General features: G+C 57.1%; 15 protein-coding genes. 4 read left to right on the top strand and 11 right to left on the bottom strand.

The genetic code is table 11. The annotated features are described in order from the left end of the window. Positions 1–64: 64 nt before the first annotated feature. From sitD to sitA, 4 genes are read right to left on the bottom strand one after another with little or no spacing between them, the layout of a single operon-like run. Positions 65–913, bottom strand: a complete 849-nt coding sequence (gene sitD, locus OGX93_RS16635) for an iron/manganese ABC transporter permease subunit SitD (RefSeq protein ID WP_058668012.1) — start codon at positions 911–913, stop codon at positions 65–67. Beyond that, positions 904–1,764 carry an iron/manganese ABC transporter permease subunit SitC gene (gene sitC / locus OGX93_RS16640; RefSeq protein WP_012134848.1) on the bottom strand — a complete coding sequence of 287 codons (861 nt, stop codon included), beginning with the start codon at positions 1,762–1,764 and terminating at the stop codon, positions 904–906. Before sitC ends, sitD begins: the two co-directional genes overlap by 10 nt. Beyond that, positions 1,761–2,582 carry an iron/manganese ABC transporter ATP-binding protein SitB gene (gene sitB / locus OGX93_RS16645; protein ID WP_200073920.1) on the bottom strand — a complete coding sequence of 274 codons (822 nt, stop codon included), beginning with the start codon at positions 2,580–2,582 and terminating at the stop codon, positions 1,761–1,763. Before sitB ends, sitC begins: the two co-directional genes overlap by 4 nt. Beyond that, positions 2,579–3,496, bottom strand: coding sequence for an iron/manganese ABC transporter substrate-binding protein SitA (sitA, locus tag OGX93_RS16650; RefSeq protein WP_047461652.1), 918 nt, complete (start codon positions 3,494–3,496; stop codon positions 2,579–2,581). The genes sitB and sitA overlap by 4 nt, the downstream gene beginning before the upstream one ends. Before the next feature lie 187 nt (positions 3,497–3,683). Here sitA and OGX93_RS16655 point away from each other — a divergent pair, with 187 nt between their 5' ends. Next, positions 3,684–4,028 carry a nitrous oxide-stimulated promoter family protein gene (locus tag OGX93_RS16655; protein WP_024130896.1) on the top strand — a complete coding sequence of 115 codons (345 nt, stop codon included), beginning with the start codon at positions 3,684–3,686 and terminating at the stop codon, positions 4,026–4,028. A gap of 76 nt (positions 4,029–4,104) precedes the next feature. Here the strand turns inward: OGX93_RS16655 and OGX93_RS16660 are convergent, their stop codons facing one another. The 7 genes from OGX93_RS16660 to hypA form a co-directional block, all read right to left on the bottom strand. Further along, positions 4,105–4,533, bottom strand: coding sequence for a TOBE domain-containing protein (locus OGX93_RS16660; protein ID WP_012134844.1), 429 nt, complete (start codon positions 4,531–4,533; stop codon positions 4,105–4,107). 44 nt (positions 4,534–4,577) lie between these two features. Further along, a complete protein-coding gene (gene flhA / locus OGX93_RS16665; RefSeq protein ID WP_024130895.1) occupies positions 4,578–6,656 on the bottom strand; it encodes a formate hydrogenlyase transcriptional activator FlhA in 2,079 nt (692 codons plus the stop codon). Between the two features lie 389 nt (positions 6,657–7,045). Continuing rightward, positions 7,046–8,056, bottom strand: a complete 1,011-nt coding sequence (hypE, locus tag OGX93_RS16670) for a hydrogenase expression/formation protein HypE (protein ID WP_047461655.1) — start codon at positions 8,054–8,056, stop codon at positions 7,046–7,048. Further along, on the bottom strand, positions 8,053–9,174 hold the full coding sequence (hypD, locus tag OGX93_RS16675; RefSeq protein ID WP_286448977.1) for a hydrogenase formation protein HypD: 1,122 nt from the start codon (positions 9,172–9,174) through the stop codon (positions 8,053–8,055). Before hypD ends, hypE begins: the two co-directional genes overlap by 4 nt. Then, positions 9,174–9,446: a hydrogenase 3 maturation protein HypC gene (hypC, locus tag OGX93_RS16680; protein ID WP_047461662.1), complete on the bottom strand. Its 273-nt coding sequence runs from the start codon at positions 9,444–9,446 to the stop codon at positions 9,174–9,176. Before hypC ends, hypD begins: the two co-directional genes overlap by 1 nt. After that, positions 9,437–10,309: a hydrogenase nickel incorporation protein HypB gene (gene hypB, locus OGX93_RS16685; RefSeq protein ID WP_012134839.1), complete on the bottom strand. Its 873-nt coding sequence runs from the start codon at positions 10,307–10,309 to the stop codon at positions 9,437–9,439. The genes hypC and hypB overlap by 10 nt, the downstream gene beginning before the upstream one ends. A 103-nt stretch (positions 10,310–10,412) precedes the next feature. Beyond that, the gene (gene hypA, locus OGX93_RS16690; RefSeq protein ID WP_024130894.1) at positions 10,413–10,784 is read right to left on the bottom strand and encodes a hydrogenase maturation nickel metallochaperone HypA; all 372 of its coding nucleotides are present in this window, start codon (positions 10,782–10,784) and stop codon (positions 10,413–10,415) included. A 209-nt stretch (positions 10,785–10,993) separates the two neighbouring features. On the opposite strand from hypA, the gene hycA reads away from it, so the two are divergent. The 3 genes from hycA (at position 10,994) to hycC (ending at position 14,036) form a co-directional block, all read left to right on the top strand. Next, positions 10,994–11,455, top strand: a complete 462-nt coding sequence (hycA, locus tag OGX93_RS16695; RefSeq protein WP_012134837.1) for a formate hydrogenlyase regulator HycA — start codon at positions 10,994–10,996, stop codon at positions 11,453–11,455. A 146-nt stretch (positions 11,456–11,601) separates the two neighbouring features. Next, entirely contained in the window at positions 11,602–12,213 is a 612-nt protein-coding gene (gene hycB / locus OGX93_RS16700) for a formate hydrogenlyase subunit HycB (protein ID WP_047461668.1), read from the top strand. Then, complete coding sequence (hycC, locus tag OGX93_RS16705) at positions 12,210–14,036, top strand: formate hydrogenlyase subunit 3 (protein ID WP_286448974.1); 1,827 nt, start codon at positions 12,210–12,212, stop codon at positions 14,034–14,036. Before hycB ends, hycC begins: the two co-directional genes overlap by 4 nt. Position 14,037 lies beyond the last annotated feature (1 nt).

The following is a 14,037-nucleotide window of genomic DNA, read 5'->3' on the forward strand; positions in this document are numbered from 1 at the left end:
GAGATACGCATTTCAGGGAAAGCAGCGATGGACGACTTATCGATCCTTATTCCGTTTCTGATTTTTATAACTGCTGTTTGAGCCGCATTTCGGAACGCCGCTCCCGCAACGTAGCGTAAATAAATGCCACGATGAAGATCGCAGTGAACAATACTACGATGGTTGGCGCAGGGGCGCTGTCGAGGAAAAACGACAGATAAACGCCGAGAAAAGAGGTGACGACCGACAGCGTGACCGCCAGCATCAGCGCGCGGGCAAAACGCCGCGTCAGCAAAATCGCAATCGCGCCAGGGGCGATTAACAGCGAGATGGAAAGAATAATCCCCACCGATTTCAGCGTTGCGACGATGGTCAACGCGATCATGCACAACAGACCATAATGCAGCAGGGAGGTATTAAGGCCGCTGGCTTTTGCCTGGTGCGGATCGAAGGCATGCAGTAAAAAATCTTTCCATTTCAAACCGATAATCAGCGCAATACCCAGCGCAATCAGCGCCGTTTGCAGAATATCGCTGATGGACACGCCCAGCATATCGCCGAACAGAATATGATCCAGATGGACTTCAGACTGGATAGAAACGTACAGCACCAGCCCTGCGCCAAACATTCCTGAGAAGACGATTCCCATGATGGTATCGCGCTTAATGCGGCTGTTATCGTCGAGATAGCCGGTGGCAACCGCGCAGAATAGCCCGGCAATAAACGCGCCGATGGCCAGCGGAATACCGGCGATATAGGCCAGCACAATGCCGGGGAACACGGCGTGACTCATGGCGTCGCCCATTAACGCCCAGCCTTTCAGCACCAGAAACACCGACAATAACGCGCAGGGGATCGCCACAATTGCCGAGACCATGAGCGCATTGATCATAAAATCAAACTGGAAGGGTTCCAGTAAGGCGGTTAAGCGCATGGGGTCTCCTTATTCAGACGCGCACGACGGCGGTTGGCAAGCAGGCCGTGTTTCGGGGCGAAGATAAACGCCAGCAGAAACAATAGCGTTTGCAGGACGACGATGATCCCGCCGGTCGCACCATCCAGCCAGTAGCTGAGCCAGGCGCCGAAAAAGCTGGTCAGGCTGCCGATGGCGACGGCGATGGTTAACAGGCGTGGAAAACGATCGGTCAGCAGCCAGGCGGTGGCGCCAGGCGTGACCACCAGACAGATCACCAGAAAAGCGCCGACGGTTTGCAGAGCGGCGACGGTGGAGACCGACAGCAACGTGAAAAACAGCAGCTTCAGCCGGGCGGGGTTAAGCCCAATCGATCGCGCATGGTTTTCGTCGAAAAAAGTCACCATCAGATCTTTCCACTTCAGCAGCAAAATCACCAGAGAGACCGTACCGATGATCGCCAGTTGCAGAATATCTTCCGGCGCAATAGCCAGCACGTTGCCGAGGATAATGGTCTGGATGTTGACCGACATCGGATTGAGCGAAACCATAAACAGCCCGATGCCAAAGAAAGAGGAGAAGATAAGACCGATAATCGCGTCTTCCTTCAGGCGTGAACGCTGGTTGAGAAAAAGCATGCTGCCCGCCGCCAGGCCGCCGGAGAGAAACGCGCCGAGAGAGAAGGGCAGCCCCAGCATATACGCGCCCGCCACGCCGGGGACGATGGAGTGGGAAAGCGCGTCGCCAATCAGCGACCAGCCTTTAAGCATCAGATAGCAGGAGAGAAAGGCGCACAGGCCGCCGACCATTGCCGAAACCCACATGGCGTTGAGCATGTACTGGTAGCCGAACGGTTCCACAAGCCAGTTCATGATGATTCTCCTCCGCCTGCCGCGCGCCGTGAGATAAAGGGACGCTCGTCGTCGGTGATGATATGCTCCTCGCCGCCGCTCAGCGCCACATGACGCAATACGCCGCTGAACGCCAGTTCGAGGTTTTCAGCGGTGAAGGTGGTTTCCGTCGGGCCGCTCGCCAGTACGGTACCTTTGATCATCACCGTGTAATCGCAAAACTCCGTTACCGAGCCGAGGTTATGCGTTGAAACCAACATGGTGCGGCCTTCATCGCGCAGCTCGCGCAACAGGGCAATAATGCGGGCTTCGGTTTTCACGTCAACGCCGGTAAAAGGCTCATCCAGAAGAATAACCTGCCCGTCCTGGGCGATGGCTCTGGCCAGAAAGACGCGTTTTTTCTGCCCGCCGGAAAGCTCGCCAATCTGCCGATAGCGATATTCCAGCATGTCCACCCGCGTCAGCGCAGCGTCCACGCTTTCACGATCGCGCGCGCTGGGGCGGCGCAGCCACCCCATATGGCCGTAGCGCCCCATCATCACCACATCTTCCACCAGTACCGGAAACGACCAGTCCACCTCTTCAGATTGCGGGACATAGGCGATCAGATTCTGTTTCAACGCTTTGTTGACGGGCTGTTGCAGGATGGCGATTTCTCCCTTCGCCAGTCGGACAAACCCCATCAATGCTTTAAACAGCGTCGATTTCCCTGAACCGTTGACGCCAACCAGCGCGGCAATTGAGCCGCCAGGCACCTGAAACGTCGTGTCCCGCAGGGCAGTGTGACCATTGCGATACGTCACCGTGACGCGATCAACGGTAATCGCAGATTGACTCATTTCTGGCTCCTCAGCCCGTCAGTGATGCCGCTGACGATGGTTTCAGTTGTGACGCGCAGCAGATCCAGATACGTCGGCACCGGACCGTCGGCAGCGCTCAGAGAATCAACATATAGCACACCGCCGTAGTGCGCGCCGGATTCACGCGCGACCTGGCGGGCCGGTTTATCGGAAACGGTACTTTCGCTGAACACCGCCGGGATGTGATGTTCCCTGATCGCGTCGATCACTTTGCGTACCTGTTTAGGCGTGCCTTGCTGATCGGCGTTGATCGGCCAGAGGTATAGCTCTTTCAGGTCGTTATCGCGCGCCAGATAGGAAAATGCGCCTTCACTGGTCACCAGCCAGCGCTTGTCGGCAGGAATCTTCGCCAGTGCGTCGCGTAGTGGATCGAGCGTCTGGCGGATTTGGGCTTTATAGTTTTCGGCGTTTTTCTGGTATGTCGCGGCGTTATCTGGATCGTATTTCACCAGCGCATCGCGAATGTTATCCACGTAAATCAGCGCATTTTCCGCCGACATCCAGGCGTGCGGGTTGGGTTTGCCGTTATACGGCCCTTCGGTAATGCCCATCGGCTTCACGCCGTTGGATACCGTAACTTCCGGTACGCCGGATAAGTGCTGGTAGAACCGGGCGAACCACAGTTCCAGGTTCAGGCCGTTAGAGAGGATCAGCTGCGCGCCCTGCGCCCGCTTAATGTCGCCGGGCGTCGGCTGATACTCATGGATCTCCGCGCCAGGCTTCGTGATTGAACTGACGTCCGCCGCATCGCCCGCTACGTTTTTCGCCATGTCGGCGATGACGGTAAACGTTGTGATGACCTTAAATTTATCTTTTGCATAAGCAGGCGACAGCGCAAGCATCGCCAGCGCGCTGGCAAGGAGAATGGATTTCAGACGGAGCAAGTGCGGCATAGTATCCCTCATCATAATGCGGTTAATTATTCATCGAATATAGCCTTTGCTATGTTATATAGCACAAGGTATAGATAAATGAAAATAATTCTTATTTACGTAGAGCGCTAAGGATGTGTCACCTTAGGGTGATAGTCCTGAGAGAAGATAAGGTGTATTATTTATGCAACTTATTTGTGGAGGCATCATGTCCGGTAAGCGTATTGCTCGTGAAAAACTGACGATTAAAAAAATGATCGCGCTGTACGAGAGCCAGTGCCCGCAGGCCTCAAACGAGCAAGGTCATTACGATGCGCTGTTTGCCTATGCGCAAAAGCGGCTGGATAAGTGCGTGTTTGGCGAGGAAAAACCGGCCTGTAAGCAGTGTCCGGTGCACTGTTATCAGCCCGCGAAGCGTGAGGAGATGAAGCAGATCATGCGTTGGGCAGGCCCAAGAATGCTCTGGCGCCATCCGATTTTGACCATCCGTCACCTTATTGATGACAAACGCCCCGTCCCGGAATTGCCGGAAAAGTATCAGCGCAAGAAATAAATGTGTCTTACCGGATGGCGGGAGTTAATCGCAGTTGCGTAGGCCCGATAAGCGTTAGCGCCATCGGGCAACACCATTACGCTTTGGTCGCAATCAGAATCGCTGACGCCTTAATCAGCGCAATAACGCGACTGCCCTGCGCCAGTTTCATCTCTTCCTGACTCTCATTGGTGACAACGGCCACAATCTCAAAACCAGCGTCGGTTTTGATGTGTACAGTCGCGTTGACTGCGCCTTCCGTCACCTGAGATACGCTACCGGCAAACTGGTTGCGGGCGGAGAACTTCAGGCCGCAATCTTCGCTTGCCAGAGTAACCCAGGGGGCTTTAATCAAAGCAATGGCGTCTTTTCCGTTTGTCAGACCCAGCGCCTGCTGGCTGCTGTGAGTGACAATCGCCACCAGTTTTGCGCCGCCCGCCAGCGTCAGTTCAACTTCATCATTCACCGCACCCGTTGCGACTGCGCTAACCGTACCGGTCAGTTGATTACGTGCTGATACCGCCATACTGCCTCCTTTCGTTGAGATATCTGCCAGTATAGCCAGAGATGCTATACCAATGCATCTTTATCAATGCCTAATCGTTTCATGCGAGAGAGCAGGGTGGTGCGCTTCAGCCCCAGACGCTGCGCGGCGCCTTTTGGCCCCGCCACCACGCCATTTGTCTCTTTCAACACGCGCATAATGAGCTGAAATTCATCCTCGCCCTCCTGGGCGACTTCGGTGGCGACCGGCGGCGCACCCGGCGTGAGCATTCCCATGTCCGGCAGCGAGAGTTGCAGCACGTTGCCCCGCGTCAGCAGAACGGCGCGCTCGACGACGTTTTCCAGCTCGCGGACGTTCCCCGGCCACTCCATATTGCTCAGCGTGCGTAGCGTTTCGGCAGGAATACTGTTGATGTTGCGCCCCATCCGGCGGGCGATTTTAAAGGTGAAGGCTTTGACCAGCAGCGGAATGTCCTCCGGGCGCTCGCGCAGCGGCGGGAGCTGGATCGGAAAGACGTTCAGACGGTAATAGAGATCGTTGCGGAACTCACGATCGGCCACCATTTTTTTCAGATCGCGATTGGTGGCGGCGATCAGCCTGACGTCCGTCTGGATCAGTTTATTGCTGCCCAGACGTTCAAATTCCTGCTCCTGAAGTACGCGCAGCAGTTTCGGCTGTAGCTCCAGCGGCATGTCGCCCACTTCATCAAGAAACAGCGAGCTTTTATCCGCCAGCTCAAAGCGGCCAATACGCTGCGCGCTGGCGCCGGTAAAGGCGCCGCGCTCGTGACCAAACAGATCGCTTTCCAGCAGCCCGGCGGGCATCGCCGCGCAATTCATCTTCACCATTCGCCGTGCGTTACGCCCACTCAGATTATGAATCGCCCGGGCAATCAGCTCTTTACCGGTTCCTGTTTCACCGAGGATCAGGACGGTGCTGTCGCTTTGCGCCACCATCTCCACCTGCTTGAGCACGTTGTACATGGCTTCGCTGCGACCGATTATCTCGCCAAATTCGCTATCCACGTTATTGAGCTGCTCGGTAAGCGCCAGGTTCTCGTCGACCAGACGCTCTTTCAGCCGGTGAATCTCCTGATAGGCGAGGGCGTTGTCCACGGCAATCGCCACGCGTTCGGCAATCTGGCGCAGCAGTTTGAGGTTGGCGGTGGTAAACACTTTTTCTTCGCATTGCGCCAGCTTCAGCACGCCGAGCATTGTATTGCCGGACATCAGCGGCAGCAGACACAGGGTCTGTATCTGGTTGCCCCAGGTGTCGAACAGCATGCGTTCGTACGGCGCAAGCGTATCCCGCTCGTTCAGGTTAATCAGCAGCATCTCTTTGCTTTTGAAAACCCGTTCAGAGAGCGTTCCCGCTTCGTCCACTTCGCTTTGTTCATGCGCGGGATTATGTTCATCCAGATAATGCGTGGAATAGATGCTCAGCTTATTTTTGCGGGAGCTGTGTAGGACGATACTAATGGCATCGATATTAAAGTAGTGGTGGATCTCTTTCGCGACTTCGCTCACCAGTTCGTCGATGTCCAGCCGTGAAAGCACGGCATTGGTGATCGCCACCAGAATGCGGAAGTTGTCGCGCTCACGGCACAGGAGATCGTAGTCAACGTTATTGCTGACCCGACACTGAATTTGCTCAGCGACCACTGCGACAATCTGGGTGAAGGTTTGCAGACGTTCGTACTCTTTCTCGCTCCACGGCTGGTCGTTTTGGCGGATGAATTCGCAGCCGCCAAAAATGCGCCCTTCAGCGGCCAGCGGCAGCAAACAGTAGTGGCCAAATTCACCGTACAGCCCGTTTGTCGCCAGTTGCGGCCAGGTTTCGCTGAATTCGTGATGATTGCAGTGCAGCGCATCGGGGCGCGAGAGAATGCGCCGAACCGGGCCGTGTGCCAGCACGGTTTCGTCTTCATACGCGACAGGTTTACCATTTTCGCGAGTTGCATAATAACGCGCGCGTTGTGTCTGTGGCTGCCATAACACAATAGCCGCGCTGTCGGCCAGCGCTGAGCGCTTGACCAGTTGCGAAAGCGCTTCACTGAGCGACGCCAGGTCGGGCTGCTGCAATAATGTACGAGTGATGTCGAACAAACCTTGTTGTCCGAGATCGCTCATCGGTGTATACGACATGTTGCTTTTCCAGAAAAGCACCGCGATGCGGTGCGAAAACGGTAAATAAATTATAGATATAGGTAATATATTTTGGGTCTCACCGCAGGCCTGTCCATCCGTAGGCCTGATAAGCGCAGCGCCATCAGGCGCCTTTGCCGGATGGCGGCGTAAACGCCTTATCCGGCCTACAAACTGCGTCGAACCGTAGGCCTGATAAGCGCAGCGCCATCAGGCGCCTTTGCCGGATGGCGGCGTAAACGCCTTATCCGGCCTACAAACTGCATTGAACTGTAGGCCTGATAAGCGCAGCGCCATCAGGCGCCTTTGCCGGATGGCGGCGTAAACGCCTTATCCGGCCAACAAACTGCGTCGAACCGTAGGCCTGATAAGCACAGCGCCATCAGGCGCTAGCATATACGCGGCAACGGTTCGGCGTGGGGTAAATCAAGGGTACGTTTCACGCCATACAGACCGGCCAGGCGAACGCCTCTGCGTTCAACCACCTCGCCGATCGGCGCCGCATCGCGGCCCAGCGGATGCGCGCGCAGCGCGTCAAGCACCGCGTCTGCGGCCTGGCGCTCAACGGCGATCACCAGTTTGCCTTCATTGGCAAAGTTAAGCGCATCCAGCCCCAGCAGTTCGCAGACGCCGCGCACCGCCGGTTTGACCGGCAGCGCGGATTCAGACAGCTCAATACCGAAGCCGCAGGCGGCGGCAAACTCATGGGCGACAGCATTCACGCCGCCGCGCGTCGCATCGCGTAAGGCTTTCACGCCTGGAATATCGCGCAGCGTCTGAATAAGCGGGGTTAATACCGCGCAGTCGCTGACCAGCTCGCCATCCAGCCCCAATTGTTCACGCAAATTGAGGATCGTTGCGCCATGATCGCCGAGCGTGCCGCTGACCAGCAGCACATCTCCCACGCTTAATGTCTGCGCCCCCCAGTGAATATTGGCGGGAATCGCTCCCATCCCGGCGGTGTTGATGAACAGCTTATCCGCCGCGCCGCGCTGAACGACTTTGGTATCACCGGTCACAATGGCGATACCGGCTTCGCGCGCGGTTGCCGCCATGCTGTTCACCACGCTTTTCAGCGTCTCCATCGGCAGGCCTTCTTCGAGGATAAAGCCACAGGAGAGATAACGCGGGATCGCGCCGCTGACCGCCACGTCGTTGGCCGTGCCGCAAATCGCCAGTTTGCCGATATTGCCGCCGGGGAAAAACAGCGGGTCAATAACGTAGCTGTCGGTGGAGAAGGCCAGGCGGTCGCCTTCCGCCGCCAGTTGCGCCAGTTCAAGACGTGCCTGATCTTCCTGCTCAGCCAACCACGGGTTGGCAAAGGCTTCCATAAACAGGCTGTTAATCAGCTGCTGCATGGCCAGACCGCCGCTGCCGTGGGCAAGTTGTACGCTGTTCATGCTTCACACTCCTGCTGACGATATTGATACCAGGCGGCGCATGCCCCCTCGGAGGAGACCATTAACGCGCCGAACGCCGTCTGCGGGTTACAGGTCGTGCCAAACAACGGGCACTGGTGCGGTTTGCACTTGCCGGTGAGCACTTCTCCGCAGCGCGCACGCGGATCGTCGCACACCTGTTGCGGCGCCGGGCGGAAGTGCGCTTCGGCGTCAAACCGCTGGTAGTCTGGCGTCAGGTGGACACCAGACGATTCAATCACGCCCAGCCCGCGCCATTCGCTGTCGCCGTTGACGTAAAACACCTCGGCGATAGCCTGTTGCGCCAGTAGATTACCGGCATCCGGCACCACGCGACGGTACTGGTTCTCAACCTGGCTATGGGAGGCTATTTTCTGCTCAATCAGCATGACGACGCCTTGCAGTAGATCAAGCGGTTCGAATCCCGCCACCACCAGAGGACGATGGAAATCCGTCGCGATGAAGCTATAGGCGTCGGTGCCGATCACCATGCTGACGTGACCCGGCGCGAGAAACGCGTCAATTCCGTTATCCGGCTGCTCCAGCAGGCTGCGCAGCGTTGGAATAAGCGTGATGTGCTGGCAGAAAAAGTAAAAGTTCTGCACGTTGCGAAGCTTCGCCTGTTGCAGCGTGATGGCGGTGGTCGGCATGGTGGTTTCAAATCCCAGACCGAAGAAAACGACTTTGCGCGTTGGGTTTTCCTGCGCCAGTTTCAGGGCATCCATTGGCGAATAAACAATGCGGATATCTGCGCCACGGGCTTTGGCCTGCAATAGCGAACCCTGTTTCCCCGGTACGCGTATGGCATCGCCAAAGGTGCAGAAAATCACCTCAGGATGGCTGGCGATCTCCGCGCAGCTGTCAATTCTGCCCATCGGCAGCACGCAGACAGGGCAACCGGGGCCGTGGATAAACTCCACGTTGTCGGGCAGCAGCTGGTCGAGGCCGAACTTGAAGATGGCGTGCGTATGACCGCCGCACACTTCCATAATGCGTAGCGGACGTTCGGCGGTATAAGGGAGATGCGCGGCACGTTCACGCAGGTGATCAATTAACTGCATCACCTGTTCCGGTGCGCGATATTCGTCAACAAAACGCATTATTTTTCCTCGCCATACAACAAAGCGCCGACGTCCGGTTCGACATCAAACATGTTTTGCAGCGCGTCGAGGGTGTCGCGCGCTTCCGCTTCGTTAATCACACTCATGGCAAAACCAACGTGAACCAGCACCCACTGGCCCAGACGCGGCTCACCGCTCTCATCGCAACTGCCAACCAGCGTCAGGTCGACATCGCGCTGGATGCCGCAGACATCGACTTTCGCCTGATTGCCGTCAATGGAGCGAATTTGCCCCGGAACGCCTATGCACATCGCTGTGCCTCCAGCCAGTTCAGCCACCGATCCATCCCTTCGCCGCTGGTGGCGGAGATGAGGATGATCTCAATGTCAGGATTGACTTCCCGGGCGCTGGCGATGCACTTCTCAACGTCAAAATTGAGGTACGGCAGCAGATCAACTTTGTTCAGGAGCATGAGCGAAGCGGCGGCGAACATATGCGGGTATTTCAGCGGCTTGTCTTCGCCTTCGGTGACGGAAAGCACCGCCACTTTATGGCGCTCGCCGAGGTCAAAGCTGGCCGGGCAGACAAGGTTACCGACGTTTTCGATAAACAGAATACCGTTGTCGGCCAGCGGCAGACGCGGAGCGGCATCGGCAATCATTTGCGCATCAAGATGGCAGCCTTTGCCGGTGTTGACCTGAATAGCGGGCGTACCGGTCGCGCGGATGCGGGCGGCGTCGTTGACCGTCTGCTGGTCGCCTTCAATCACCGCGCACGGCACACTGTCTTTTAACTTCATCAGCGTTTCGGTCAGCAGGGTGGTTTTACCGGAACCGGGGCTGGAGACAAGATTGAGCACCAGATGCTGGCGGGCGGCGAAGCGGGCGCGGTTGCGCTCGGCCAGACGGTTGTTTTTGTCCAGCACGTCAATTTCGACTTCCAGCATCCGGCGCTGGCTCATACCCGGCGCATGGGTTCCCGCTTCTCCATGACCGTAGTGCAGATCGCCTTCGGCGGTCTGGCTCGGGGTAAAGGCGGATGTCTTCACGCCGGTGATGTTCAGCGCCGGGCGAGCCGCCGGGGCAAAAGGCGCGCTACGAAACGCCGAATGGGGATTATGCTCATCTCCCTCTATATAAAGGTTGCCTTCACCGCAACCGCATGTCGTACACATCGCTCACTCCTGATCTCTATCTTGCGGTAACTCTATTGCCGGATGGCGGCTTTGCCTTATCCAGCCTACAACTCAGGCCATTCCTGTCGGCCGGATAAGACGCTCAGGCGTCGCTATCCGGCGTTGGATTACTGTCTATTTCAATTCGGCGAATCTGCAACCCGTCATCGGCCACAATGCGTAGCGTGTCGCTCTGGCATTGCGGACAACGGCGCACGCGCTGCGTCAGTAACGTGACGTACTGCTGACAAGACTCGCACCAGCATTCGGCTTCTTGTTCTTCGAGGTGGAGTTTACAACCTTCCGCCAGGGTGCCACGGCATACCAGATCAAAACAAAAGGCGAGAGCGCTGGTTTCTACGCAAGAAAATGCGCCAATTTTGAGCCAGACCCCAGTTACCCGTTTTGCACCGTGCGCAGCGGCCTGTTGTTCAATTAATTCCAGTGCCCGTTGGCAGAGAGTTATTTCGTGCATATCGCCTCCCGAGTTCATTGCCCTGAATAAGCAATAAATATGCCAGTTATTTTTCCCTTGCTTGTGACAATGACGACGATGACGAAATGACATGTCGTCACGGCGTCGAACGTGATGGCTGTTTTTGTATCATCATGAAAAATAAAGGTTTAAAAACTGGCATGGAAAATGCTTAAGGCTGGCTATCTCTGCTAACCGGGTAACCTGACATGACTATTTGGGAAATAAGCGAAAAGGCTGATTACATCGCGCAGCGGCATCATCGCCTGCTGGACCAGTGGCGAATCTACTGCAACTCACTGGTTCAGGGGATCACCTTATCAAAAGCGCGTCTGCATCACGCCATGAGCTGTGCGCCGGACAAAGATCTGTGCTTTGTGCTTTTCGAGCACTTCACGATTTACGTCACCCTGGCGGACGGTTTTAACAGCCACACCATCGAGTATTACGTCGAAACCAAAGACGGTGAAGATAAGCAGTTGATTGCACAAGCGCAATTGACCATCGACGGCCTCGTTGATGAGAAGGTCAGTAACCGCGATCGCGAGCAGGTGCTGGAGCACTATCTCGAAAAAATCGCCAGCGTTTACGACAGCTTGTACACCGCCGTGGAAAACAATCGCCCGGTGAATTTACGTCAACTGGTAAAGGGAAATAGCCCGGCGGCATAAGCACGAGGCGCTGCCCGTTGTTACTCGCGGCGTGCGCTTCACGCTGCATATGAATGTTTGAGGGGATGGGAATGTCGATAAGTGTCGAAAATGACATTTTTCAGACATGTTTTCGTCAAAAATGACTATCACCTGAGGAATGCCTGGTGAATCGTTTTGTAATTGCTGACTCCACGCTCTGTATTGGCTGCCACACCTGTGAAGCAGCCTGTTCAGAGACGCATCGCCAGCACGGCCTGCAATCAATGCCGCGGCTGAAAGTGATGCTCAATGAAAAAGAATCCGCGCCGCAGCTGTGTCACCACTGTGAAGATGCGCCCTGTGCCGTGGTGTGCCCGGTGAACGCCATCAATCGGGTAGACGGCGCCGTACAGCTGAATGAAAGCCTGTGCGTAAGCTGCAAGCTGTGTGGCATTGCCTGCCCGTTCGGCGCGATTGAATTTTCCGGCAGCCGTCCGCTGCATATTCCGGCGAATGCCAATTCACCGAAAGCCCCGCCGGCGCCTCCCGCGCCGGCACGCGTCAGTACGCTGCTGGACTGGGTGCCGGGCGTGCGCGCCATCGCGGTCAAATGCGATCTGTGCAGCTTCGACGAACAAGGCCCGGCCTGTGTGCGGATGTGTCCGACCAACGCGTTACACCTGGTGAATAACATGGATATCGCCCGCGCCAGCAAGCGCAAACGTGAGCTGACCTTCAACACCGATTTTGGCGATCTCACCTTGTTTCAGCAGGCGCAAAGTGGGGAGGCAAAATGAACGCAATTTCACTGATCAATAGCGGTGTGGCCTGGTTCGCGGCGGCGGCCGTACTGGCATTTCTGTTTTCCTTTCATAAAGCGCTGAGCGGCTGGGTCGCTGGTGTCGGCGGCGCGGTCGGCAGTCTGTATACCGCGGCGGCGGGTTTTTCCGTCCTGGTGAATGCGACAGCGATCAGCGGCGTGATGCCGTTGATCGGTCATGGTTTACAAATCACCCCGCTGAACGCCATCTGGCTGATTACGCTGGGGCTGTGCGGGCTGTTCGTCAGCCTGTACAACATCGACTGGCATCGTCACCCACAGGTGTTAGCCAACGGGCTGCTGGTAAACCTGCTGATGGCGGCGGCAGTTTGCGCGGTCGTCGCCAGCAATCTCGGCACGCTGGTGGTGATGGCGGAAATCATGGCGCTGTGCGCGGTGTTTCTTACCGGTTGCAGCAAAGAGGGCAAACTGTGGTTTACGCTGGGGCGTATCGGTACGCTGCTGCTGGCTGTCGCCTGCTGGCTGGTGTGGCAGCGTTACGGCACGCTGGAGCTACGTCTGCTCGATCTGCGCGCCCAGGCGCTGCCGCTCGGTTCTGACATCTGGCTGCTCGGCGTAGTCGGTTTTGGTCTGCTGGCCGGGGTTATCCCGCTGCACGGTTGGGTGCCGCAGGCGCATGCCAACGCCAGCGCGCCGGCGGCGGCCCTGTTCTCTACCGTGGTGATGAAAATGGGTCTGCTGGGCATTCTCTCTTTATCGCTGATTGGCGGCAATGCGCCGCTGTGGTGGGGCGTTCTGCTGCTGGTGCTCGGCATGATCACCGCGTTTGTCGGCGGTCTGTATGCGCTGATGGAACATAACATTCAGCGTCTGCTGGCGTACCACACTCTGGAAAACATCGGCATTATCCTGCTCGGTCTGGGCGCGGGCGTCACCGGTATCGCCCTTAATCAACCGGCGCTGATTGCGCTCGGCCTGACCGGTGGTCTCTATCATCTGGTCAACCATAGCCTGTTCAAAAGCGTGCTGTTTTTGGGCGCGGGCAGCATCTGGTTTCGTACCGGGCACCGCGACATTGAAAAACTGGGCGGCATCGGCAAGCGTATGCCGGTGATTTCTGTCGCGATGTTGATTGGCCTGATGGCGATGGCCGCGCTGCCGCCGCTGAACGGGTTTGCCGGTGAGTGGGTTATCTATCAGTCCTTCTTCAAACTGGGCAACAGCGGCGCGTTCATTGGCCGTCTGTTAGGGCCGTTGCTGGCCGTCGGGCTGGCGATTACCGGTGCGCTGGCGGTGATGTGTATGGCGAAAGTCTATGGCGTCACTTTCCTCGGCGCGCCGCGTACCAAAGAGGCGGAAAACGCCTGCTGTGCGCCAATCCTGATGGGGGTGAGCGTCGTCGCGCTGGCCATTTGCTGCGTGCTGGGCGGCGTTGCCGCGCCGTGGCTGCTGCCGCTGATCTCCGCTGCCGTCCCGCTACCGCTGGAGACGGCGAATACCACCGTTTCTCAGCCGATGATCGCGCTGCTGCTGATCGCCTGTCCGCTGCTGCCGTTCATCATCATGGCGATTTTCAAAGGCAACCGTCTGCCGTCGCGTTCACGCGGCGCGGCCTGGGTCTGTGGCTACGACCACGAGCAGTCGATGGTGATTACCGCCCACGGTTTCGCCATGCCGGTAAAAGAGGCCTTTGCCCCGGTACTTAAGTTGCGTAAATGGCTTAACCCGGTATCGCTGGTTCCGGGCTGGCAGAATGCGGCGGCACCGGTTCTGTTCCGCCGCCTGGCGCTGATTGAGCTGGCGGTGCTGGTGGTGATTGTGGTTTCACGAGGAGCCTGAG

It is taken from the genome of Citrobacter sp. CK195, from assembly GCF_030333365.1.
Taxonomy (GTDB): domain Bacteria; phylum Pseudomonadota; class Gammaproteobacteria; order Enterobacterales; family Enterobacteriaceae; genus Citrobacter_B; species Citrobacter_B koseri.